The organism is Variovorax sp. OK605 (assembly GCF_900115445.1).
In the GTDB taxonomy this organism is placed as follows: domain Bacteria; phylum Pseudomonadota; class Gammaproteobacteria; order Burkholderiales; family Burkholderiaceae_C; genus Variovorax.
In genome coordinates this window covers 163,143-183,850 of record NZ_FOWL01000009.1, presented here as the reverse complement: position 1 = coordinate 183,850, position 20,708 = coordinate 163,143, and the positions used below count along the sequence as shown (strand labels likewise).

Here is a 20,708-nt window from a genome sequence, read left to right as displayed (position 1 = left end):
GGGAAGAAAGGAGGGGAGAGGTGCAGGGAGAGGTGCAGGGGGAGGTGCAGGGAGAGGGGCATGAAAGGGCGCGCGGCGGTGGCACATCGTGGGTTGTGCCGGCGATGCGGGCGACAACTCAAGCGGGGCTGATGCTGAAAATCAGTTCCCCCAATGCCCAGCGGGAAATGGAGAGCGGCTTTTACGCTCCGGCTCATCCGTTTATCTTGTCAGGACTGTGGAATGAAAACCTATGACGCGATCGTGATCGGCGCCGGTGTGATCGGCACCTCGGTCGCCTACCATCTCGCCCGCCTTGGCTGCACCAACGTGCTGGTGCTGGACCGCACGCAGATCGGTGCCGGCACCACCTCGCAGTCCAGCGGCATCCTGCGCACGCACTATTCCGTGATCGAGAACGTGCGCCTGGCACAGGCGTCCTGGCGCATCTTCAACGACTTCGCCAACTACCTGGGCGACGACGAGGCATCGGCGGGCCTGGTGAAGTCGGGCTACCTCATCGCCGCGCCCGAAGGCCCGAAGCTGAGCCCGCTGCGCGCCGCGCTCGACGCACAACGCGCGCAGGGCATTCGGGTCGACCTGCTCGACGCGCAGCAGGCCGCGAGCCTGCTACCCATCGCCCGCTTCGACGATGCCGCGCTGATCGGCTACGAACCCGAAGCCGGCTTTGCCGACGCCTACCTGGTGGCGACCAGCTTTGCCCGCACGGCCCGCCGCCTGGGCGTGAAGATCATGGAAGGCGTGGAGGTGCACAGCCTGGTCGTCGAGAACGGCCGCGTCGCCGGCGTCGAGACCTCGCAGGGCCGGTTCACCGCGCCCACGGTGGTCAGCGTGCAGAACATCTGGTCCACCGACATCGAGCGCTGGACCGGCATCCGGAGCCCGGTGAAGGCGGAGCGCCACGCGGTGCTCGCCCTCGAGGGGCCCGAGGCCTACACCTTCAAGATGCCGGTCTACAAGGACCTGGGCTCGCCGGGCATGCTGTACTGCCGCAGCTACGGCGGCAACCAGATGCTGGTGAGCGAGGGCATCGTCGGCGAAACGCTGGACAGCCCCGACAACGAGCAGGGCGACATCAGCATGGACTACATGGTCGAGGTCGGCGAACAGGTGGCCGGGCGCTTCCCGAGCTTCGAGACCGCCGGTGTCGCCTCGTCGTGGACGGGCGTGTACGACGTCACGCCCGACTGGAACCCGGTGCTGGGGCGGCTGCCGGAGCTGCCGGGCCTGGTGGTCGGCTACGGCTTCTCGGGCCACGGCTTCAAGCTGTCGCCGGCTGTGGGCCTGGTGCTCGCGCAATCGGCGCTGGGGCTGAAGACCGAGGTCGACATCGAGCCCTACGCCCTCGAGCGTTTTCGCACCGGCGGGTTGCTGACCGGAAAGTACGGGCTCGGCGCGGTGTCCTGACGCGTGACCCGTTTCGATTTTGCCCGCTTGCCCGCCACGCCTTGGCGCAACGGCGGCGGCTGGACGCGGGAAATCGGTGCGGGTGTCTTCCTCTCATCGGTCGGCGAGGCTCGCGCCGACCTGGATTGGGACTGGCGCCTGAGCGTCGCGTCCATCGCGAAGGACGGCGCGTTCTCGACGTTCGCGGGCATCGACCGCGTCGCCGTGCTGGTCGACGGCGCCGTCACGTTGCAGTCCGGGGCGGCCATGCTGTCGTGGTGCTCACAGGGCGATGCACATGCGTTCGCGGGCGAGGCACCGTTCGACGCCCGGCTCCAGGCCGGCCCCGCGCGCTTCTTCAATGTGATGACGCGGCGCGCGAACGCCCGCGCTGAAGTCCGCGTGCATCGCCAGGGGTTTCGGCTGGCGGCGACGGGTGCGGCGCAGGTGTGCCTGCTGGTGCTGAAGGGGCGCTTTCGCGTCGTCACCCCTTCCGGTGAACAGCCACTCGACGCGGCGCACGGGCTGATCGGCGAACCTCCAGCGGAAGCACTGGAGATCTGGATGCTCGGCGAGGCCGGATGCATCGCGCAGGTGCAGCTGTTGCGCTGATGCGCGGCGCCGCACGCCGGCCGTCGCGCCTCAGTGCGACTGCTTCGGCAGGTTCAGGCTCTTCAACATCGGCACCCAGCGCTCGAACTCCGTCTGCACGAACTTCGCCAGTTCTTCCGGCGTGCCGCCGCGCGGCTCCATGCCCATGGCGCGTGCGCGGGTCACGAAGTCGGGCTGCGCGATGACTTCGTTCACGGCCTTGTTGAGACGGCGGATCGAATCGGCCGGCGTGCCCGAGGGCACCGAGAGCGAATACCACAGCACCGCCTCGAAGTCGTAGCCCTGCTCCTTGAAGGTCGGTGCGTCGGGCACCTGCGGCAGCCGCTTGCTGTCCATCACGCCCAGCACGCGCAGCTTGCCCGCCTGGATCAGCGACAGCGAACCCGTGAGCGAGGTGCCGTGGATGTCGATGGTGTTGCTCAGCAGCGCCTGCACGGCCGGCGCGTCGCCGTTGAAGGGCACGTGCGTGGTGCTGAAGCCCTGGGTCTTCTCGAAGCTCAGCGGCGCCAGGTTGGTGAGGATGGCCTCGCCCGGCGAACCGCGGTTGATCTTGCCGGGGTTGGCCTTGGCGTAGGACACCAGTTCCTTGATGTTCTTGTACGGCAGGTCGGTACGACCGACGATGATCGCGGGCTGGTAGCCGATCTGCGTGACGGGCGCGAAGTCCTTCTTCGGGTCGTAGGGCAGCTTGTCGTACAGCACGGTGTTGTTGGCCAGCGTACCGAGCGAGGAGACCAGCACCGTGAGGCCGTCGGGGCGGGAGCGGGCCACGTAGTCGGCGGCCACGATGCCGCTCGCGCCGGGCTTGTTCTCCACGATGATCTGCGTGCCCTTCTTGGCGAGCTCGGAGGCCAGCAGGCGCACGTACTGGTCGGTGCCGCCGCCGGCCGCGAAGGGCACGACCATGCGGATGGGTTGCTGTGCCTGCGCCGAGCCTGCACCCGACATCAAGGCCAGCCCGAGCAACAGCGGGGCGATGAGTTTTCGATGAATCACTTTGTCTCCTATCTCTTTTCAAAGGGTCGATGGCGCCGGGCCAGTACCGTCGAGCCAGTCTATCGACGGGGTCGCATCAACGTGCTGCAAGGTGTGAAAAGCTGCTTTGTAGGTTTGACGCCGGCGCGGGCGGGTTCACCCCCTTGACGACGCGGGCCTCATGCAGTGCTTCGATCTCCGCGGCGCCGTAGCCGGCCTCGCACAGGATCTCTTCCGTGTGCGCGCCGTGCGCCGGCGCCGCCTGGGTGGCGCGGCGCGGCGTGTCGCACAGTTCGTAGGGCAGGCCGAAGCTGGCGTAGCCCGGCACGTCGCCGTTGGGCGCGGCCTCGATGACCATGCGGCTGGCGCGGAAGTCGGCGCCCGCCAGCGCGTCGGCGTAGCTGCGCACCACCCCCACCACGATGCTGTGGCGCGTGAGCAGGTCCACGCACTCGCCGGTGCCGTAGTGCGCGAGCCGCTCGCTCACGGCCGCCTTCATGGCCGGGCGGTGCTGCACGCGCAGCTCGTTGGTGAGAAAGCGCGGGTCCGCAGCCAGCTCGGGGCAGCCGATGGTCTCGCACAGCCGCACCCAGTGCGCCTGCACGTAGGCCGAGATCACGACCATGCCGTCGCGCGTGTGAAAGATGTCGGCCGCCGGCGCGTTCATCGGCTGGCCGTCGCCGCTGCGCGTGGGCTCCACGCCGCGCACCAGGTAGTCGCTCCAGTTGGCCAGCTGCAGGTTCAGCGCCACCTCCAGCAGCGACACGCGGATGGTCTCGCCGTGCCCCGTGCGCTCGCGGCGGAACAGCGCGGCCAGGATGGCCTGCGTGGCCACCTGCACGGTGGCCGTGTCGATGATGGTGGCGCCCACCTTCTGCGGCAGGCCCTGCGGCTCGCCGGTCATGGACATGAGGCCGCTCTCGGCCTGCGCCGCGATGTCGTAGCCGGGCCGGTCGCGCGAGGGCGCGTCCGCCGGGAAGCCGCTGATCGACACGTGAACGAGCCCCGGGTGCGCCGCGCGCAATGCCTGCGCGCCCAGGCCCAGCGCGTCGGCGGCGCCCGGGCGCAGGTTCTGCACGACCACGTCGGCGCCGGCGATCAGCCGGCGCGCGACCTCCAGGCCGCGCGGCTGGCGCAGGTCGAGCGCAATCGACTTCTTGCTGCGGTTGTAGGCGCGCAGCATCGCGTGGCCGAAGTGGCCCGTGTGGCGCGACATGTCGCCTTCCATCGATTCGATCTTCAGCATCTCGGCGCCGAGATCGCCCAGCGACATCGCCGTGCCGGGGCCCGCGATGTAGTTGCCGAGCTCGACGACGCGGATGCCCTGCAGGGGCGGGGGAGCGGTGGGTTGGGTCATCGGCCGGACTCTAGGAGCGCGTGGGCGCCATCGGAAAGCACGATGCGCAAAGCTGCTTTGCACGATGCGCCACCGGCCGCGCGCCGTCTGTCGCCACACTGCGGTCCCATGGACGCATGGACTGTTCGAGAGCTCGGCACGACCCGGGATTTGCTGGGCGAAAGCCCCTGCTGGGACGCGCACGCGGGGGCCACGGGTTCCGCGGGCAATGCAGCCGCCGTGGGCGCGGTCTGCTGGATCGACTCGCTCGCCGGCACGCTGCACCGCCACTGGCCGCAGACCGGGGAATCGGAGCGACACAGCCTGCCCGCCCCCGTCGGCTCGATCGCGCTGTGCGCGAGCGGCGCGGTGCTGGTGGCGCTGAAGCACGGCTTCGCGCGCTACGACCTGGGCACGCGCACGCTGCGGACGCTTGCGTCAATCGACACCGACCACCCGGACGTGCGCCTCAACGATGGCAAGTGCGACCCGTGGGGCAACTTCGTGGCCGGCACGTTGCACGTGCACCGCCAGCCCGGCGAGCCCATCGGCGGCGGGCTGTACCGCTTGCGGCCCGGCGGCGAGGTCGAGCTGCTGGCGCAAGGCTTCTCGCTGACCAACGGCCCCTGCTTCAGCCCGGACGGCCGGACCTTCTACGTGGCCGACAGCCCGCTGCGCACGATCTGGGCCTACGACTACTCACCCACGGGGCCGCTCGCCAACAAGCGCGCCTTCGCGCAGACCGAAAGCTTCGCCTCCGGCCCCGACGGCGCGACCGTGGATGCGCAAGGCTTCGTGTGGAGCGTGCTGCCGCGCGTCGGCAAGATGGCGCGCTTCGCGCCCGACGGCCGCGTGGAGCGGGTCATCGCGCTGCCCGCCACGCACCCGACCAGCCTGTGCTTCGGCGGGGCGCAGCTCGACAAGGCCTTCGTCACCTCGCTCTCGAAAAGCACGAACCTCTCGGGCGACCGCCCGCAGGACGGCGCATTGTTCGAGCTGAGCGGCTTGCCCGCGCCCGGGCTGCCGCCGCACCGCTTCGGCGGCTGAAGCGCTCCTTCAGGCTTTCCGGGGCCTCAGGCGCTGTCGTTCTCGCGCAGCGCCTCGGCCATGAAGTCGACGAAGGCGCGCACCTTCAGCGGCAGCGTGCGGCTCTGGCGGAACACCGCGTAGACGCCGTTCGAAAACGCGCGCACCGCAAAGCGGTACTCGGGCAGCAGCCGCACCAGCGTGCCGTCCTGGATGCCGCTGCGCACCGTGGGCTCCGACAGCAGCGCAATGCCCATGCCGCCGATGGCGGCCAGCCGCAGCAGCTCGCCGTTGTTGGAGTTCAGCACGCCCTGGATCGCCAGCTCCTGCTGCACGCCCTGCTCGTCGATGTACTTCCACGTGACCGCCTCGTGCTCGCGCTTGTAGGTGAGGCATCGCACCTGCATCAGGTCGTTCGGGTGCCGGATGCGCTTGTGCACGTTCATGAAGGCGGGGCTCGCCACCAGCACCTCGTCGCTGCTGAGCAGCCGCTTGATGACGAAGTTCGAGTCGTTCGACTCGCCGGTGCGGATGTCGATGTCGAAGTTCTGCTCCACCAGGTTCACCGGGTGCTCCGACAGCTCCAGCTCCAGCTGGATGTCGGGGTGGCGCTGCGCGAAGCCCGGCAGCAGCGGCCCGATGACGCGCAGGCCGATCTGCGTGCGCGAGTGGATGCGCAGGCGCCCTTCGGGCAGCAGCTTCGAGTTGCGCGCGGCTTCCTCGGCCCGCGCCATGGCCTCCAGCACCACCTCGGCGTGCTCCAGGAAAGCCTGGCCGGCTTCCGTGACCTTCAGGTTGCGGCTGGTGCGGTCGACCAGCTGCACGCCGAGCTCTTCTTCCAGCGCGCTGATGCGCCGCGAGATGGTGGCGGGCGACAGGCTCAGGCTGCGGCCGGCCGCGGAGAGGCTGCCCTTCCTCTGGACGATCACGAAGATCCGCAGCGAATCGAGGGCCTTCATTTCAATAAGCGCAAAGAAGCTGTGCGAAGCATGGTGAGCCGGGCGGGTGCCCCGCTCCTACGATCAAAGCACGTAACCAAGCCTACAAGGAGACCAGCGATGGATTTCGGAATCTTCATATTGATGCAGCAGCGAAACAAGCACAAGACGTCCCACCAGATCCTGCGCGACGCCGTGGAGCAGACGCGCGTGGCCGACGAGCTGGGCTTCGGTGCCGCGTGGTACGCCGAGCACCATTTCAGCAACTACGGCCTGTGCTCGTCGCCGCTGACCATGATCGCGCATTGCGCCGCGGTCACCCGCAACATCCGGCTGGGAACCGGCATTGTCGTCGCACCGCTGTACCAGCCCGCGCGCCTCATCGCCGACGTGGCCATGGTCGACCAGCTGTCCAACGGCCGGCTCAACCTGGGCATCGGCTCGGGCTACCAGCATTTCGAGTTCGAGCGCTTCGGTGTCTCGCTGGACACCGCCAAGGCACGCACGCTGGAAATGCTCGACATGCTCGAGCTGGGCCTGAAGCAGCCCAAGTTCAGCTACGACGGCGAGTTCTACCAGCAGCCCATGAGCGCCATCAGCCAGCGCGCGGTGCAGCAGCCGATGCCGCCCATGTGGATCACCAGCGTCGACCCGACCTTCGTGACGCGCGCGGTGCGCGGCGGCCACCACGTGTTCGTCTCGGGCGGCGACGGCGGCGTGGAAAAGCTGCGCCAGACCCGCAACCTGATCGACAAGGTCGCGCTCGCCGAAGGCAAGGACCCGGCCCAGATCAAGGTCGGCGTGCTGCGCGCGGCCTATGCCAGCGACAACAAGGACGAGGTGGAGCGCTACCTCGACTGCGCCCGCTTCCAGCGCCGCATTGCCGTGAGCCTGAAGCGCCGCACCGCGCAGGTGGCCGACGACTACCAGGTCGAGGAGAACACGGTCGAAGGCGAATCCAGCCTCGAGGAAATGCGCGCCAACCTGCCGGTGGGCTCGGTGGACCAGGTGATCGAGCGCGTGGTGAAGGAAATCCGCACGCTCAAGCCTTGCCACTACGCGTTCCAGACGCAGATGGGCGACTTCGACCACCCGACCATGCTGCGCCAGCTGGAGCTGTGGGCCAAGGTGATCATGCCCGCGGTGCAGCGCGAGATCGCCAACGACCCGCCGCACGTGGCGCAGGTCCAGCCCGAACTCGCCGCGGCCTGAAGCGGCGCCGGCCCAGTGACTCACCCGAGGGGAAAGCCATGACCCATGCCGTTTCCGACGTGGCCCGCGACGAGCCCGCCGCGCAGGTCGCACCGATCGAGCCGACACTGTTTCGCCAGCTGCTCGGCTGCTTCCCGACCGGCGTGGCCGTCATCACGACGCGCGACGCCGGCGGGCGCCCGGTCGGGCTGACCTGCAACTCGTTCAGCTCGGTGTCGCTGGAGCCGCCGCTGGTGCTGTTCAGCCTGCGCAAGGCCAGCAGCCTGCTGGGCACCTTCCGCGCGGCCGAGGGCTTCGCCATCAACATCCTGTCGCAGCGCCAGGACGCGCTGTCGGGCCGCTTCGCCTCCAGCAAGATCGCCGACAAGTTCGAGGGCGTGGCCTGGCGCGCCGGCCCGCTGGGCATGCCGGTGATCGACGACTGCCTGGCCAGCTTCGAGTGCAGCGTGCACGCCTGCCACGAGGCGGGCGACCACCACGTCTTCATCGGCGAGGTGAAGCACATGGGCGGCGGCGGCGCCGACCACGCGCTGGTGTTCTACAAGGGCGCCTACATGATGCTGGCGGAGTCGCTGCGCACGCTGGTCGTGCAGGGGCGGCTGGGCTCGGCCGACCTGGACGAGGCCTACCGCACGCTGTACGGCACGCTGCTGCGCCTGGCCAGCGAGCGCGCCACCGACGCCGAGCTCGACGCGATCGAGAAGGCGGTGGACGACATCGAGCGCCACCAGGGCAGCGACACGCTCGCGCAACGCATCGAGTCGGCCAGCCGCTTCTTCTGCGCCATTGCCGACGCGGGCCACAACGAGGCCCTGACGCTCATGGCGCAGACCATGACCACCATCCTGCGCGAACGCATGACCCACGTCATTCTCGTGCTGCCGCGCCCCGACCTGTTCCCGCTGCGGCGCGAGGTGGTGCAGTGCCTGCGCCGGCGCGACGCCGGCGGCGCCGTGGCCGCGCTGGACGAGCTGATCACCAAGCTGCGCAAGGACGCACCCGTGCAGGCCGCGGCCGCCTAGCGACGCCAGGCCCCCGATGCGCCGCCGCCGGCAGCGCATCGACGAAATCGATGGCGCGGCAAGCGCTGCGCCCGGACCACAGGACAGGAGACAACATGTCGAACACCGACACCCCGAACGCCGCCGGCACCGATGCGGGCGCGCAAGCCGACGCCTACGCCGGCTTTCGCCGCGAGCTGGAAGACTTCGCGCGCAGCGCATGCCCGCCCGAGATCCGCGCCGTCGTGGCCGCGGGCCAGAAGGTCACCAAGCGCGAGTACCTCGGCTGGCAGCAGATACTCACCGCCAAGGGCTGGGGCGCGCCCAGCTGGCCGCGCGAGCACGGCGGCACGGGCTGGGACATCACGCAGCGGCTGGTCTTCGAGGAGGTGATGGCCGAGTCCGACTGCCCGCCGCTGTACCACCACGGCCTGGGCCACATCGGCCCCGTGATCATCCGCTTCGGCACGCCCGAGCAGAAGGCGCGCTTCCTGCCGCGCATCCTGGACGGCGCCGACTGGTGGTGCCAGGGCTACAGCGAGCCGAACTCGGGCTCCGACCTGGCCTCGCTCACCACCAGCGCTCGGCTGGACGGAAACGAGTACGTCATCAACGGCCAGAAGATCTGGACCTCGCACGCGCACGAAGCCAACATGATCTACATGCTGGTGCGCACCTCGAAAGAGGCCAAGAAGCAGGACGGCATCTCGCTGATCCTGGTGCCCATGGACACGCCCGGCATCACCGTGCGGCCCATCCACACCATCGACGGCTGGCACCACCTCAACGAAGTGTTCTTCGACGAGGTGCGCGTGCGCGCCGACAACCTCATCGGCGAAGTCGGCAAGGGCTGGACCTGCGCCAAGTTCCTGCTCGAGCGCGAGCGCCTGCCCCCGGCCAACGTGGCGCGGCTGGAGCTGGTGCGCCGGCAGGTCACGCGCGTGGTCGAGGAGGCCGCCAAGGCGGCCGCCGGCAAGCGCGACTTCAGCAGCCTGCGCTACCGCCTGCTGCTGGCCGAGGCCGACGTGAAGGGCGCGCGCGTGCTGCTCGCCAACGCCACCGACGACCTGAAGAACCAGCGCCCGCTGGGCGTGCAGCCGTCGGTCATCAAGCTGATGTGCAGCGACGTGGCGCAGCGCCTGACCACCATCGCGCTCGACGCGGTGGGGCCCGATGCGGCGCACCGCTTCCTGGTCGACCAGGGAGAGGGTGAGCCGGGCGCCGCCTGGGTGCAGAACTACCTGTTCACCCGCGCCCGCACCATCGCCGGCGGTACGTCGGAAGTGCAGCGCACCGTCGTTGCCAATGAATTGCTGGGAGCCTGAAAAGTGTCGATGTCATTCACCCCCCTGTTTCCCGGCATGCTGCTGGACGCCGCCGCGCGCTTCGCGCAGGACAACGAGAACACCAAGGACTTCGCCGGCACCGACCCCGTGCGCGAGATGGGCTGGACCTGCACGCTGGTGCCCGAAGCGGCCGGCGGCGTCGGCGGCACGCTGGGCGACCTGGCCTCCATCGTCGTCGGGCTGGCCGCGCACGGCGTGCACCTGCCCGTGGTGGAAACCTGCGCGGTTGCGCCGCTGCTGCTGCAGGCGGCCGGTGCCGACATTTCCGCGCGCTGGCTCGAGGCGGTGTGCGAAGGCAGCGCGAAGATCGCGCCGCTGACGGCGCTCTCGGCTTCGCTGGACGACATCGCCGTCACGGCGAAGCAGCTGGACATCGGCTACGCCTTCACCGGCGAGGTGAAGGGCGTGGACGTGTCGCTCGCGGCCACGCACTACATCGTGCCCGCCGTGCTGCAGGGCAGCGACGAAACGGCGCTGTTCCTGGTCGACCTCGAGCACATGCCCGCACCCGCGGCCACCTACCGCACGATGGAAGGCCGGCGCAGCGCCGACTTCAGGCTCGACGGCGTCACGGTGCCGGCGGTGGCCTGCATCGCACGCGGCGCCGCGGCCGACGCGGCCATCGAACAGGCCGACAACGCCGCGCTGCTGCTCACCGCGGCCGACACCGTGGCCGCGCTCACCACGCTGATCGAGCAGACCGTGAAGCACCTGCAGGAGCGCCGCCAGTTCGGCGTGGCGCTGGCGTCGTTCCAGGTGCTGCGGCACCGCACGGCGGACATGTACGTGCGCTACCTCTGCGCCAAGGGCCTGATGCTGCATGCGTTCCAGGAGCACGAGCGGGGCGCCGCCAACCTGCGCCGCACGCTGCGCCTGATGAAGGTCGCGCTGGCCGAGACGGCGCGGCTGTGCGCCGAAGGCGCGATCCAGATGCACGGCGGCATGGGCGTCAGCGAAGAGGTGCTGGCCACCCGCATGGCGCAGCGCCTGCTGGCCTCCGAGTTCCGCTACGGCGACCGCATGACGCATGCGTCGCGCCTGCTCTATTCCCCCGCCGAAGCGGCCGTTGCGCAGGCAACCGCTGGCGGCATGTCCCCCGTCTCCAGGAGTTCGTCATGAGCGTCAGTCTTGAAGTTTCCGAGTTCGTCGCCGTCGTGCGGCTGGACAAGCCGCCCGTCAACGCCCTGAGCCGCGAGACCCGCCACCGCCTCATTCAGGTGTTCGACGAGGTCTCCGAGCGCGACGACATCCGCGTGGCCATCCTTACCGGCACCGGCAAGTTCTTCTGCTCCGGCGCCGACCTGAAGGACCGCCCCTCGGCCGACAAGCCCGGCGACTTTCTCGACCACAACCGCTGGACGCGCGAGACCGGCAACGCCATCCGCGAGTGCGCCAAGCCCGTCATCGCGGCCGTCAACGGCCCAGCGCTGGGCGCGGGCTTCGGCCTGATGGCCGCGTGCGACATCTTCCTGGCGTCCGAAGAGGCGAGCTTCGCCATGCCGGAGATCAACGTGGGCCTGGCCGGCGGCGTCTCGATGCTGCGGACCATGTTCGGGCGCTCGTTCACGCGCCACATGTTCTTCACCGGCATGCGCGTGCCGGCCGCCGAGCTGTACCGCCGCGGCGTGCTCGACGAGGTGGTGCCCGCGGAAGAGCTCATGCCCACCGCCCTGCGCCTCGCGCAGGAGATGGCTTCCAAGAGCCCGATTGCGCTGGCCTATGCCAAGCAGGCCGCCAACATGATGGACGTGATGCCGCAGCGCGACGGCTACCGCTTCGAGCAGAACATCACCATGGCGCTGTCGCGCACCGAGGACGCCAAGGAAGCGCGCCAGGCCTTCCTGGAAAAGCGCCCGCCCGTGTTCAAGGGGCGCTGAGCGATGGCCACAGCTGGAGTCGAAGTGGAAGCCGAAGTTGAAGTTGGCAGGGGTTTGGAGGCGCTCTTCAAGCCGCGCTCCATCGCGATCTTCGGCGCGTCCGACGACGTGACCAAGATCGGCGGGCGGCCGCTGCAGTTCCTGCAGAAGTACGGCTACCGCGGCGCGATCTACCCGGTCAACCGCAAGGGCGGCACGGTGCAGTCGCTGCCCGCCTATGCGAGCGTGGCCGAGTTGCCGTCGGTGCCCGACCTGGCCGTGATGGCGGTGCCGCCCGGCGCGGTGCTCGAGGCGGTGAAGGACTGCGCCGCGCGCGGCGTGCGCGCGGCCGTCATCCTGTCGTCCGGCTTCTCGGAGATGGGCGAAGAAGGCAGCCGGCTGCAGGCGGCCATCGGCGAGGTCGCCAGGGCGTCGGGCATGCGCGTGGTGGGGCCGAACTGCCTGGGCTCCATCGGCGTGGCGGACAAGAGCATCGCCACCTTCTCGGTGGCGCTGGAGTCGGCCTTTCCGGCCGCGGGCCCGGTGGGCATCGTGTCGCAGAGCGGCAACCTCGGCAGCTACACGATGCGCCTGGCCGCCGAGCGCGGCATCGGCATCAGCCGCCTGCTGACCACGGGCAACGAATGCGACGTGGACATTGCCGACGGCATCGCCTCGCTGGCAACCGATGCGGCCACCTCGGTCATCCTGTGCTGCATGGAAACCTGCCGCGACGCGCCCAAGCTGGTGCGCGCACTGGGCATGGCGCGCGAGGCCGGCAAGCCGGTGGTCGTGCTGAAGGTGGGTGTGTCGTTGGCGGGCAGCGAAGCGGCGGCCTCGCACACCGGCGCGCTCGCGGGTTCGGACGCCGTGTTCGACGTGGTGCTGCGCAATGCCGGCGCCATTCGCGTGCCCAGCATCGAGCAGTTGCTCGAGGTGGGCCATGCCGTGTCGGTGGTCGGCACGGCGCGCGCGCCCAAGGGCAACCGCGTGGCGCTGGTCACCGCATCCGGCGGCTTCGGCGTGCTGATGGCCGACGCGGCCAGCGCGCAGGGGCTGGAACTGCCGAAGCTCTCCGCGGCCACGCAGCAGCGCATCGTGGCGGCGCTGCCGTACGCATCGCCGGGCAACCCGGTCGACATGACGGCCCAGGTGTCGAGCCGGCCCGAGCTGCTGATGCAGGTGCTGTCGGCGGTGGCGGAAGACGCCAGCTGCGACGCGCTGATCCTGCAGTCGGCCTACGCCTTCCAGATGCCGCGGCTGCGCGACGTGTACATCGCCGCGCTGGAAGAGGTGCGCCGCGCGCACCCGTCGCGGCTCATCCTGCTGTGCTGCAAGGCGCCGCGCGAGACCATCGCGCAACTCAACGAGATGGGCCTGCCGACGGTGGAGACCATCGACGCCGCGTGCGCCACGCTGGCCGCGCTGGTGCGCCTGGGCACGCGCGGCGAGCAGGTGCAGGCGCCGACGGCATCGCCTTCGCCCGAAGCGCTGCCGCCCGAGGCCTTTGCCAACGAAGCGAGCGCCAAGGCCGTGCTTGCGCAGGCCGGCATTCCGGTGCTGAAAGAAGTCACGGCCAGCGGCTGGAACGAGGCACTGGCGGCCGCGCGCGACATCGGATTTCCGCTGGTGCTGAAGATCGTCTCGCCCGACATCGCGCACAAGACCGAGGTCGGCGGCGTGGTGGTCGGCGTGCGTTCGGAGGCGCAGCTGCACGAAGCGTACGACGCCATGCTGGCGCGCGTGGCGCAGAAGGCGCCGCGGGCGCGCATCGCCGGCGTGCTGGTCGCGCAGATGGCGCAGGGCGGCACCGAGCTGATCCTCGGCACCACGAAGGACCCGGTCTTCGGCCCGGTCGTGATGGTGGGCCTGGGCGGCATCTTTGCCGAGGTGCTGCGCGACGTGGCGCTGCAGGTGGCACCCGTGACCGAGGCGCAGGCGATGCAGATGCTGCGCTCGCTCAAGGCCTTCGCGCTGCTGGACGGCGCGCGCGGCCGGCCGAAGGCCGACGTGGCGGCCGCGGCGCGCGCCGTGGCGGCGCTGTCGCAGTTCGCCGCGCGGCATGCGCAGAGCGTCTGCGAGATCGACATCAACCCGCTGGTGGTCCTGGACCACGGGCAAGGTGCCTTCGCGCTCGACGCGCTGCTGGTGCCCGAAACGAAAGACAAGCCATGAATGCACCTCTGTCCCTCGAAGGCCGCGTGGCCTTCATCAGCGGCGCGGGCCACGGCATCGGCCGCGCCACCGCGCTGGCCTTCGCCCGCCTGGGCGCGACGGTCGGCGTGAACGACCTCAAGGCCGAGTTCGTGGAAGACACCGTCGCCGAAATCCACCGGCTCGGCGGCAAGGCCGTGGCGGTGCCGCAGGACGTGTCGAGCCGGGACGGCATGCGCCTGGCCGTGCAGCGGCTGCACGCCGAAGCCGGCCGGCTCGACGTGATGGTCAACAACGCGGCCTGGGTGCGCTACCAGCCGCTGATGGAAGTCACGCCCGAGGTGATGGACCGCATGGTCGACATCGGCTTCAAGTCGGTGATCTGGGGCATCCAGGCCGCGGCCGAGGTCATGGACCCGGAACGCGGCGGCTCCATCGTCAACGTGGCCTCCATCGCGGGCTTCAAGTCGCCCGCGCGCTCGGTGGTGTACAGCGGCCTGAAGGCCGGCGTGCTTGGCATCACCCGCGCCGCGGCGGCCGACCTGGGCGCGCGCGGCATCCGCGTGAACGCCGTGGCACCCGGCGCGGTGCCGACCGAAGGCACGGCCAAGCACCGCAATGCCGAGCTCGACGCCAGGCGCATCGCGCGCACGCCGCTGGGCCGCCTCGGCACGGTGGAAGACATTGCGGACGCCATCTGCTTCCTGGCCGGCGACGGCTCGCGCTTCGTCAATGCCGAGGTGATCCGCCTGGACGGCGGTGCGTCGGAGACCTCGCTGTGAGCACCGAAGGCACTCCTGTCGACCCTTCGCCGCTGCGCCTGCAGAACGTCTACGTGGTCGCGCAACGCCCGGCCGAGCTGCATGCCTTCTACGAATCGGCGCTGGGCCTGAAGCTCAAGTTCCGCGACAAGGACCGCTGGTTCCAGTACGGCGTGGGCAACACCAGCGTGGCGCTGGCCTGCACCGAAGAAGCCGCACCGGCCGCGTCGGGCCTGGTGATGGTGTTCGAGGTGAGCGACTTCGCCGGCGCGCAGGAGCGCATCACCGGCGCGGGCGGCGAAGTCATCGGCACGCGCGACATGGGCTCGCACGGCGCGGTGATGTCGCTGCGCGACCCCGAAGGCAACGTGGTGCAGCTGTTCAAGCGCGCCGCGGCCCCGGCGGCATGAACCCGCGCGCACCGCTGCAGGCGCTGCTCGACCGCGAGGCCATTCGCGAGTGCCTGTTCCGCTATTGCCGCGGCATCGACCGCGTCGACGAGGAGGCGCTGCGCTCGGCCTACTGGGAAGACGCCACCGACTGCCACGGCGCCTGGAACGGCAGCGCCGACGGCTTCATCACGCAGGCGCTGCAGCGGCTGCGCCAGGGCGGGCGGCGCGTGCACCAGGTGAACAACATCTCGATCGAGCTGCACGGCACCACCGCCGCGGTGGAAAGCGGCTTCTTCGCGCTGCAGGCGCCGGCCGACGCGCCCGCCAGGCGCACCTTGCTGTGCGGGCGCTACCTCGACCGCTTCGAGCGCCGCCTGGGCGAGTGGCGCATTGCCGCGCGCACCGTGGTGTACGACTGGATCGAGGAGCGCGAGCGGCCCGAACTCGTGCGCAGCGACGCCGTGCTGTTCGGCGCGCGCCAGCCGGTGGGCTGCGCGGCGCCGCACGACATGCTGTATGCGTTGCTGCGCGATGTACGCGATGCAGGTGCAGCGGACAACGGAAAGAACACATGATCAGGGACCGCGAAAAATTCCAGGCCCTGCTTGGCACCGTGCGCCGCTTCGTGCAGGACGAATGCCGCCCGGTCGAAGCACGGGTCGACACCGACGACGAGATTCCCGAGCCGCTGGTGCAGCGCATGCGCGACATCGGCCTGTTCGGCCACAGCATTCCCGAAGACTTCGGCGGCGCCGGCCTGACCACGGAAGAACTCACGCTGGTGAACCTCGAGGTCTCGCAGGTCGCCACGGCGTTCCGTGCGCGCTTCGGCGGCAACACCGGCATCGCCTCCGAATCGCTCGTGGTCGACGGCACGCCGGCGCAGCAACGCCACTACCTGCCGCGCCTGGCCAGCGGCGAGCTGACCGGCTGCTTCGCGCTCACCGAGCCCGAGGCCGGCTCGGACGCGACGGCGCAGAAGACGGTGGCGGTGCGCGATGGCGACAGCTTCGTCATCACGGGGCAGAAGTGCTTCATCACCAACGCGCCGATCGCGAACCTGTTCACCGTGTTCGCGCGGACTGACATGAGTGCCAAGGGTGCTGCGGGCATCAGCGCCTTCCTGGTCGAACGAGGCGCGCCGGGCCTGTCGACCTCGCAGCCCTACCGCAAGATGGGTCAGCACGGCTCGCCGGTGGGCGAGGTCACGCTGGAGCGGGTGCGCGTGCCGGCGTCTGCCATCGTGGGCGGCGTGGAAGGGCAGGGCTTTCGCACGGCCATGAAGACGCTGAACAAGCAGCGCATCAACCTGGCCGCGCTGTGCATAGGCCCGGCGATCCGGCTGGTGGAAGAGATGGCCCGGCAGGCGCAGTCGCGCCGGCAGTTCGGCCAGCCCATCGGCGAGTTCCAGCTGGTGCAGCAGATGATCGCCGAGAGCAACACCGAGGTGCATGCGGCGCGCGCGCTCGTGCTCGAAACGGCGCGCCAGCGCGACGACGGCATCGACGTGACCATGGAGGCGTCGATGTGCAAGTTGTTCGCCTCCGAGATGTGCGGCCGCGTCGCCGACCGGGCCGTGCAGGTCTTCGGCGGCAGCGGCTTCATCGCCGGCAACGTGGCCGAGCGCTTCTACCGCGACGTGCGGCTGTTCCGGCTCTACGAGGGCACCAGCCAGATCCACCTGGTCAACATCGCGAAGCGCACGCTGGCGCTGGCCGCGAAGGACGCCGCGGCATCCTGAGAATGCAAGGGCGCGCTCAGGCCGTTGCGAGCGGCATCGGCAGCTTGCGGTCGAGCAGCGCTTGCACGCCGCGCAACGCCTCGGCCACCACCTCGGCGCCCAATACCGTGCGCTGCAGCGGGAAGAAGTGCAGGTCGCGGATGCCGATGGTGCGGAACACCGCCTCGAGGTAGGGCGTGAGGAAGTCGGGCTGCAGCGTGCCTTCGCCCGTGTAGCCGCCGCCCGACGCCACCGCGATGTAGACCGGGCGGTCCGCGAGCAGTCCGACCTTGCCCTCGGCCGAGAAGCCGAAGCTGCGGTGCGCGCGCAGCACATGGTCGATCCACGCCTTCAGCACCGACGGCACCGTGTAGTTGTGCATCGGCGTGCCGATGACGAGCGCGTCGGCCGACTCGAGCTCGCAGATGAGCCGCTCGGACTGCGCCAGCGAGCCGGGCCGCTCGCAGGCGTCGGGCCGCAGCGGCCACGAGCCCGCCAGCGTGTGGCCGTAGGTTTCGTCCACGTGCGGCAAGCCGATGGCGCCGAAGTCGCGCCGCACCACGGCCGCATTCGGGTCGCGCGCCAGCAGCCGCTCGACGATGCGCTGCGAGAAGTTCACGCTGAACGACGCGTTGCCGCGCGGGCTGGCCGTGATGTGCAGGATGCTGCCGATCGCTTTCATCGCGCGGGTCCCTGCAGCACCTTGCTGAAGCGCATGGCGCCGGTCAGCATGCCCTGGCGGAAATAGAAGCGCTGGGCCAGCGCGTTCGACAGGCCGGTGTCGAGCACCAGCTTCACGCAGCCGGCCTCCTCCGCGATGCGCGTGGTGGCGTCGATGAGGCGCGCGCCCCATTCGCCGCCGCGCTCGCTCTCGAGCGTGACGAGGTCGTCGACGTACAGGAAGCGCCCGTAGACCAGGTTTTCCTGCAGGCGGTAGCCAGCCAGCGCGATGACCTCTTCGCCGCGCCATGCGGCAAGGACGCGGTAGCCGTCCTCGCGCATGCGGTGCACGCGCTGCGCCATGTCCTGTGCGTTCTGCAGGTGCGGGCGCAGCTGGTGCATGGCGCTCCAGCAGGCCTGCAGTTCGGCCTCGCTCTCGGCGTGGCGGATGGCGAAGCCGGCTGGCATCGTCGGTGTGGCGTTCATTCCTTGTCCTTGGTCGGATGGCATCAAGGAATTCTGGCGATGAAGAGGCCCAGGCGACAGGCCCAAGAAATGCATTTTGGACTGGGCCATGCAGGCCGCTGCATGGCGTTGTCGAGCGCGCCCCGGCATGTCGGCCTGGCCGTTCGATGCGATGAGGCCGCGCACCGGTTCCCGCAACGGCAGGTGAAATTGTCCGACACCGAGCGTGCGCAGCGCCGCCCAGATTGAAGGTTCGCGATCTTCCAACCCATGAACCGTTCAAGGAGCTTTCGATGATCCGCAAACTCGCTTCAGGCGAATACCGCCTCTACGCCCGCAAGGTCGATCCCAAGACCCACAAGCGCCGCAACCTCGGCACCTTCGACTCGCTCGCGCAAGCGCAGCAGCACGAACGGGAAGTCCAGTATTTCAAGCGCCACTGACGGCGGCCCCGTACCAATCCAGGAGAACACACATGAGCACCACCGCCCCCAACCCCGGCGTGTTTGCGTTTCCCACATCGGCCCATCATCCGGCCGCGTCGCCCGAACGCACGAAGCCCGTCACCGAGACGCCGACCGAGCCGGCCATCGACCACGGCCTGGAGGAGTCGTTTCCGGCCAGCGACCCGGTGTCGGTCAGCGTGAGCAAGGCCGTGCATCCCGCGTCGCATGACTCACACGGGGCGCGCGATACCGCGCCGGGCAAGCAGTCGTGGCGCTCCGCGGTGCCCAAGGCGGTCGGCGCCGGCGTGCTGGCTGGCGGCGCGGCGCTGGCCGTGGGCTATGCGCTCACGAAGCTTCGGCGCGTGCACTGACCGGGCGGTCCGCGGCGAGGCGAGACATTGACTTCGCCCCGGAGCATGCCCTTGACCTCAACCACCACCCTGCCCACCGCAGCGCCCGAACCTGACCCGCGACCCGCATCGACGCTGGCGAAGCTCCTGCGCCTGTGCAAGGACGCGGTGATGGCGTGGATCGACGACTTCGCGCCCAGCATGGGGGCGGCGATCGCGTACTACACGATGTTCTCGCTCGCGCCGCTGCTGGTCATCGTCATCGCCGTGGCGGGTGCGCTCTTCGGCGCCGAGGCGGTACAGGGGCAGATCGCCGCGCAGCTGTCCGGCCTGATCGGGCAGGAGGGCGCGCTGGCCGTGCAAGGCCTGATTCGCAGCGCCAGCGAGCCATCGCGCGGGCTCATCGCCGGCGCCATCAGCATCTGCGTGCTGGTCGTCGGCGCGACCACGGTCTTTGCCGAACTGCAGAGCGCGCTCGACCGCATCTGGCACGTGCCCGAGCGCGTGAAGCCCAAGGGCGTGTGGGGCGTGCTGCGCGCGCGGGTGCTGTCGTTCGGGCTGATCCTGGGGCTCGCGTTCCTGCTGATGGTGTCGCTGATCGTCAGCGCCGCGCTGGCCGCGTTCGGCAGCTGGAGCACCGGCCTCTTTCCGGGCTGGGAGCTGCTGCTGCAGTCGGTCAACGTGCTGGTGTCGCTGGCCATCCTCACGCTGCTGTTCGCGATGATCTTCAAGTTCATGCCGAGCGCGCCCATCGCGTGGCACGACGTGTGGATCGGCGCCGTCGTCACCGCGGTGCTGTTCGAGGTCGGCAAGGTGCTGATCGGGCTCTACCTGGGCAAGAGCGGCGTGACCGAGTCGTTCGCGGCGGCCGGTTCGCTCGTGGTGCTGCTGGCCTGGGTGTACTACGCGGCGCAGATATTCCTGCTGGGCGCGGAGTTCACCAAGGTCTACGCGAGCACGCACGGCTCGGTGGCCGCGGCCAAGGCCCAGGCCGCCACCGACAAGACCGCGCGGCAGGCCGAGGCGGGCACCGATGCCGTGGGCCGGCCGGCGCCGGGCAGTGACGCGAAGCTGCTGAAGACGCAGCGCCTCGTGGAACGTCGCGCGCGCACGGCGGTGTCGGCGCTGGCGCGCCAGCTGATGGTGCTGGCGGTGGTGAGCGTGGCCAGCAGGATGCTCTCGCGCCGCAAGCGGCGCGTCCGCCCTCGGCAGGCGGTATGAGAGAGCTGGTAGGCGCCGCTTATTTCAGCGGCGCGTGGTCGGCCATCACGGCGAGCGTCTCGATGAGGCGCGCCTCGAAACCCCTGGACGGGTCGGTGAAGGCCTCGCAGGCCAGCAGTGCGAGTGCGAGCACGATCGGCACCGCCGACCAGCCCATGGCGCGCCGCTCTGTGCTCACTTCTTCGCGTGGATCTTCCGCATGGATGGTGTTCATCGCCGAAGCCTTTCAACCCTGTGGTCCAAGGCTGCGCCTGCGGCCGCGGTGCGTCTGTAGGACGGCTTCCGCAACGCGATGATCGAAAGAGGTAGGCCGCCCCGCGAATGATCTGCGGCTATTGCTTTTGTCTACGCCGCTTGATGGAAGTGGGCATCAGGTGGGAATTTCTTGCGGCGTTGAACAGCAAAGCCGTGCGGCTCGTTCGCCGCTGTCGTGCACGTTGTGCGTGCAGTCATGCGTCCATGAAGGCAAATGCCGCGTCGCAGGATTGCGCTTACACACGCTGCGATGCTTGTCTCACCGCTGCGCTCCCGAGCGGGCCTAGGCTGAAATCCGGTTCTGCAAACATCCAATTCACCCAGCAGACAGAGACAGTCAAAGCCAAGGAGGCCGACATGACCACGAAGAGACGCAGCGTCGATTCCCCCGGCAGCCCTTCCAAGACCGCCGAGCCCAAGACCGGCATGAACCCCGACGGGCGCACGCCCGCCGAGTTGCCCAGCGACCCGAAGGCCGCACCGGCGCCAGCCGAGCCGAAAAAGGCCGGGCACTGAGGCCGGCACGAAGCCGGCATGCGCGCCCGCCCGGAAGCGGGCGTTACGCATGCCCGGAAACGGGCGTGCCGCATGCCCGA

Annotated in this window: 23 protein-coding genes; 17 read left to right on the top strand and 6 right to left on the bottom strand. The window is 69.6% G+C overall.

Annotated features, from left to right (window positions below; all coding sequences use genetic code 11):
• Positions 1–222: 222 nt before the first annotated feature.
• Entirely contained in the window at positions 223–1,407 is a 1,185-nt protein-coding gene (locus tag BM013_RS23785) for an NAD(P)/FAD-dependent oxidoreductase (RefSeq protein WP_093130117.1), read from the top strand.
• Between the two features lie 3 nt (positions 1,408–1,410).
• Positions 1,411–1,998 (top strand): HutD/Ves family protein, encoded by a 588-nt coding sequence (locus BM013_RS23780; protein WP_093130116.1) that lies wholly within the window; start codon positions 1,411–1,413, stop codon positions 1,996–1,998.
• A gap of 30 nt (positions 1,999–2,028) precedes the next feature.
• Here BM013_RS23780 and BM013_RS23775 read toward each other — a convergent pair whose 3' ends face one another.
• Both BM013_RS23775 and BM013_RS23770 read right to left on the bottom strand, forming a co-directional pair.
• Positions 2,029–2,994, bottom strand: coding sequence for a Bug family tripartite tricarboxylate transporter substrate binding protein (locus BM013_RS23775; RefSeq protein ID WP_093130115.1), 966 nt, complete (start codon positions 2,992–2,994; stop codon positions 2,029–2,031).
• A gap of 76 nt (positions 2,995–3,070) precedes the next feature.
• Positions 3,071–4,330: a CaiB/BaiF CoA transferase family protein gene (locus BM013_RS23770; RefSeq protein WP_093130114.1), complete on the bottom strand. Its 1,260-nt coding sequence runs from the start codon at positions 4,328–4,330 to the stop codon at positions 3,071–3,073.
• Between the two features lie 108 nt (positions 4,331–4,438).
• Between BM013_RS23770 and BM013_RS23765 the strand changes: the two genes are divergently transcribed.
• Positions 4,439–5,356 carry an SMP-30/gluconolactonase/LRE family protein gene (locus tag BM013_RS23765; protein ID WP_093130113.1) on the top strand — a complete coding sequence of 306 codons (918 nt, stop codon included), beginning with the start codon at positions 4,439–4,441 and terminating at the stop codon, positions 5,354–5,356.
• 26 nt (positions 5,357–5,382) lie between these two features.
• Here the strand turns inward: BM013_RS23765 and BM013_RS23760 are convergent, their stop codons facing one another.
• Positions 5,383–6,294, bottom strand: a complete 912-nt coding sequence (locus tag BM013_RS23760; protein WP_093130112.1) for a LysR family transcriptional regulator — start codon at positions 6,292–6,294, stop codon at positions 5,383–5,385.
• A gap of 99 nt (positions 6,295–6,393) precedes the next feature.
• On the opposite strand from BM013_RS23760, the gene BM013_RS23755 reads away from it, so the two are divergent.
• The 10 genes from BM013_RS23755 to BM013_RS23710 all read left to right on the top strand — a co-directional run bounded on the left by BM013_RS23755 (position 6,394) and on the right by BM013_RS23710 (position 16,736).
• The gene (locus tag BM013_RS23755) at positions 6,394–7,485 is read left to right on the top strand and encodes an LLM class flavin-dependent oxidoreductase (RefSeq protein WP_093130111.1); all 1,092 of its coding nucleotides are present in this window, start codon (positions 6,394–6,396) and stop codon (positions 7,483–7,485) included.
• 38 nt (positions 7,486–7,523) lie between these two features.
• Positions 7,524–8,507, top strand: a complete 984-nt coding sequence (locus tag BM013_RS23750; RefSeq protein WP_093130110.1) for a flavin reductase — start codon at positions 7,524–7,526, stop codon at positions 8,505–8,507.
• Between the two features lie 95 nt (positions 8,508–8,602).
• Positions 8,603–9,811 carry an acyl-CoA dehydrogenase family protein gene (locus tag BM013_RS23745; RefSeq protein ID WP_093130109.1) on the top strand — a complete coding sequence of 403 codons (1,209 nt, stop codon included), beginning with the start codon at positions 8,603–8,605 and terminating at the stop codon, positions 9,809–9,811.
• A 9-nt stretch (positions 9,812–9,820) separates the two neighbouring features.
• On the top strand, positions 9,821–10,951 hold the full coding sequence (locus BM013_RS23740; protein WP_177206578.1) for an acyl-CoA dehydrogenase family protein: 1,131 nt from the start codon (positions 9,821–9,823) through the stop codon (positions 10,949–10,951).
• Complete coding sequence (locus BM013_RS23735) at positions 10,948–11,709, top strand: enoyl-CoA hydratase/isomerase family protein (protein ID WP_093130107.1); 762 nt, start codon at positions 10,948–10,950, stop codon at positions 11,707–11,709. The genes BM013_RS23740 and BM013_RS23735 overlap by 4 nt, the downstream gene beginning before the upstream one ends.
• A 24-nt stretch (positions 11,710–11,733) precedes the next feature.
• Entirely contained in the window at positions 11,734–13,863 is a 2,130-nt protein-coding gene (locus BM013_RS23730; protein WP_256221631.1) for an acetate--CoA ligase family protein, read from the top strand.
• Positions 13,860–14,624, top strand: a complete 765-nt coding sequence (locus BM013_RS23725) for an SDR family NAD(P)-dependent oxidoreductase (RefSeq protein ID WP_093130105.1) — start codon at positions 13,860–13,862, stop codon at positions 14,622–14,624. The genes BM013_RS23730 and BM013_RS23725 overlap by 4 nt, the downstream gene beginning before the upstream one ends.
• Complete coding sequence (locus BM013_RS23720) at positions 14,621–15,013, top strand: VOC family protein (RefSeq protein WP_093130104.1); 393 nt, start codon at positions 14,621–14,623, stop codon at positions 15,011–15,013. Before BM013_RS23725 ends, BM013_RS23720 begins: the two co-directional genes overlap by 4 nt.
• Entirely contained in the window at positions 15,010–15,570 is a 561-nt protein-coding gene (locus BM013_RS23715; protein WP_093130103.1) for a nuclear transport factor 2 family protein, read from the top strand. The genes BM013_RS23720 and BM013_RS23715 overlap by 4 nt, the downstream gene beginning before the upstream one ends.
• The gene (locus BM013_RS23710; protein WP_093130102.1) at positions 15,567–16,736 is read left to right on the top strand and encodes an acyl-CoA dehydrogenase family protein; all 1,170 of its coding nucleotides are present in this window, start codon (positions 15,567–15,569) and stop codon (positions 16,734–16,736) included. The genes BM013_RS23715 and BM013_RS23710 overlap by 4 nt, the downstream gene beginning before the upstream one ends.
• Positions 16,737–16,752: 16 nt before the next feature.
• Here the strand turns inward: BM013_RS23710 and BM013_RS23705 are convergent, their stop codons facing one another.
• Positions 16,753–17,397: an FMN-dependent NADH-azoreductase gene (locus BM013_RS23705; protein ID WP_093130101.1), complete on the bottom strand. Its 645-nt coding sequence runs from the start codon at positions 17,395–17,397 to the stop codon at positions 16,753–16,755.
• Positions 17,394–17,861 (bottom strand): GNAT family N-acetyltransferase, encoded by a 468-nt coding sequence (locus BM013_RS23700; RefSeq protein WP_256221628.1) that lies wholly within the window; start codon positions 17,859–17,861, stop codon positions 17,394–17,396. Before BM013_RS23700 ends, BM013_RS23705 begins: the two co-directional genes overlap by 4 nt.
• 272 nt (positions 17,862–18,133) lie before the next feature.
• Between BM013_RS23700 and BM013_RS23695 the strand changes: the two genes are divergently transcribed.
• From BM013_RS23695 to BM013_RS23685, 3 genes are read left to right on the top strand one after another with little or no spacing between them, the layout of a single operon-like run.
• On the top strand, positions 18,134–18,283 hold the full coding sequence (locus tag BM013_RS23695; protein WP_093130100.1) for a hypothetical protein: 150 nt from the start codon (positions 18,134–18,136) through the stop codon (positions 18,281–18,283).
• A 32-nt stretch (positions 18,284–18,315) separates the two neighbouring features.
• Positions 18,316–18,657 carry a hypothetical protein gene (locus BM013_RS41285; protein WP_177225546.1) on the top strand — a complete coding sequence of 114 codons (342 nt, stop codon included), beginning with the start codon at positions 18,316–18,318 and terminating at the stop codon, positions 18,655–18,657.
• Positions 18,658–18,708: 51 nt separating this feature from the next.
• Positions 18,709–19,857, top strand: a complete 1,149-nt coding sequence (locus BM013_RS23685) for a YihY/virulence factor BrkB family protein (protein WP_256221627.1) — start codon at positions 18,709–18,711, stop codon at positions 19,855–19,857.
• A 19-nt stretch (positions 19,858–19,876) separates the two neighbouring features.
• On the opposite strand, the gene BM013_RS23680 is transcribed toward BM013_RS23685, so the two are convergent.
• Positions 19,877–20,071, bottom strand: a complete 195-nt coding sequence (locus BM013_RS23680; protein WP_093130098.1) for a hypothetical protein — start codon at positions 20,069–20,071, stop codon at positions 19,877–19,879.
• Positions 20,072–20,469: 398 nt separating this feature from the next.
• Here BM013_RS23680 and BM013_RS41280 point away from each other — a divergent pair, with 398 nt between their 5' ends.
• Entirely contained in the window at positions 20,470–20,628 is a 159-nt protein-coding gene (locus BM013_RS41280; RefSeq protein WP_177206580.1) for a hypothetical protein, read from the top strand.
• Positions 20,629–20,708: the final 80 nt, after the last annotated feature.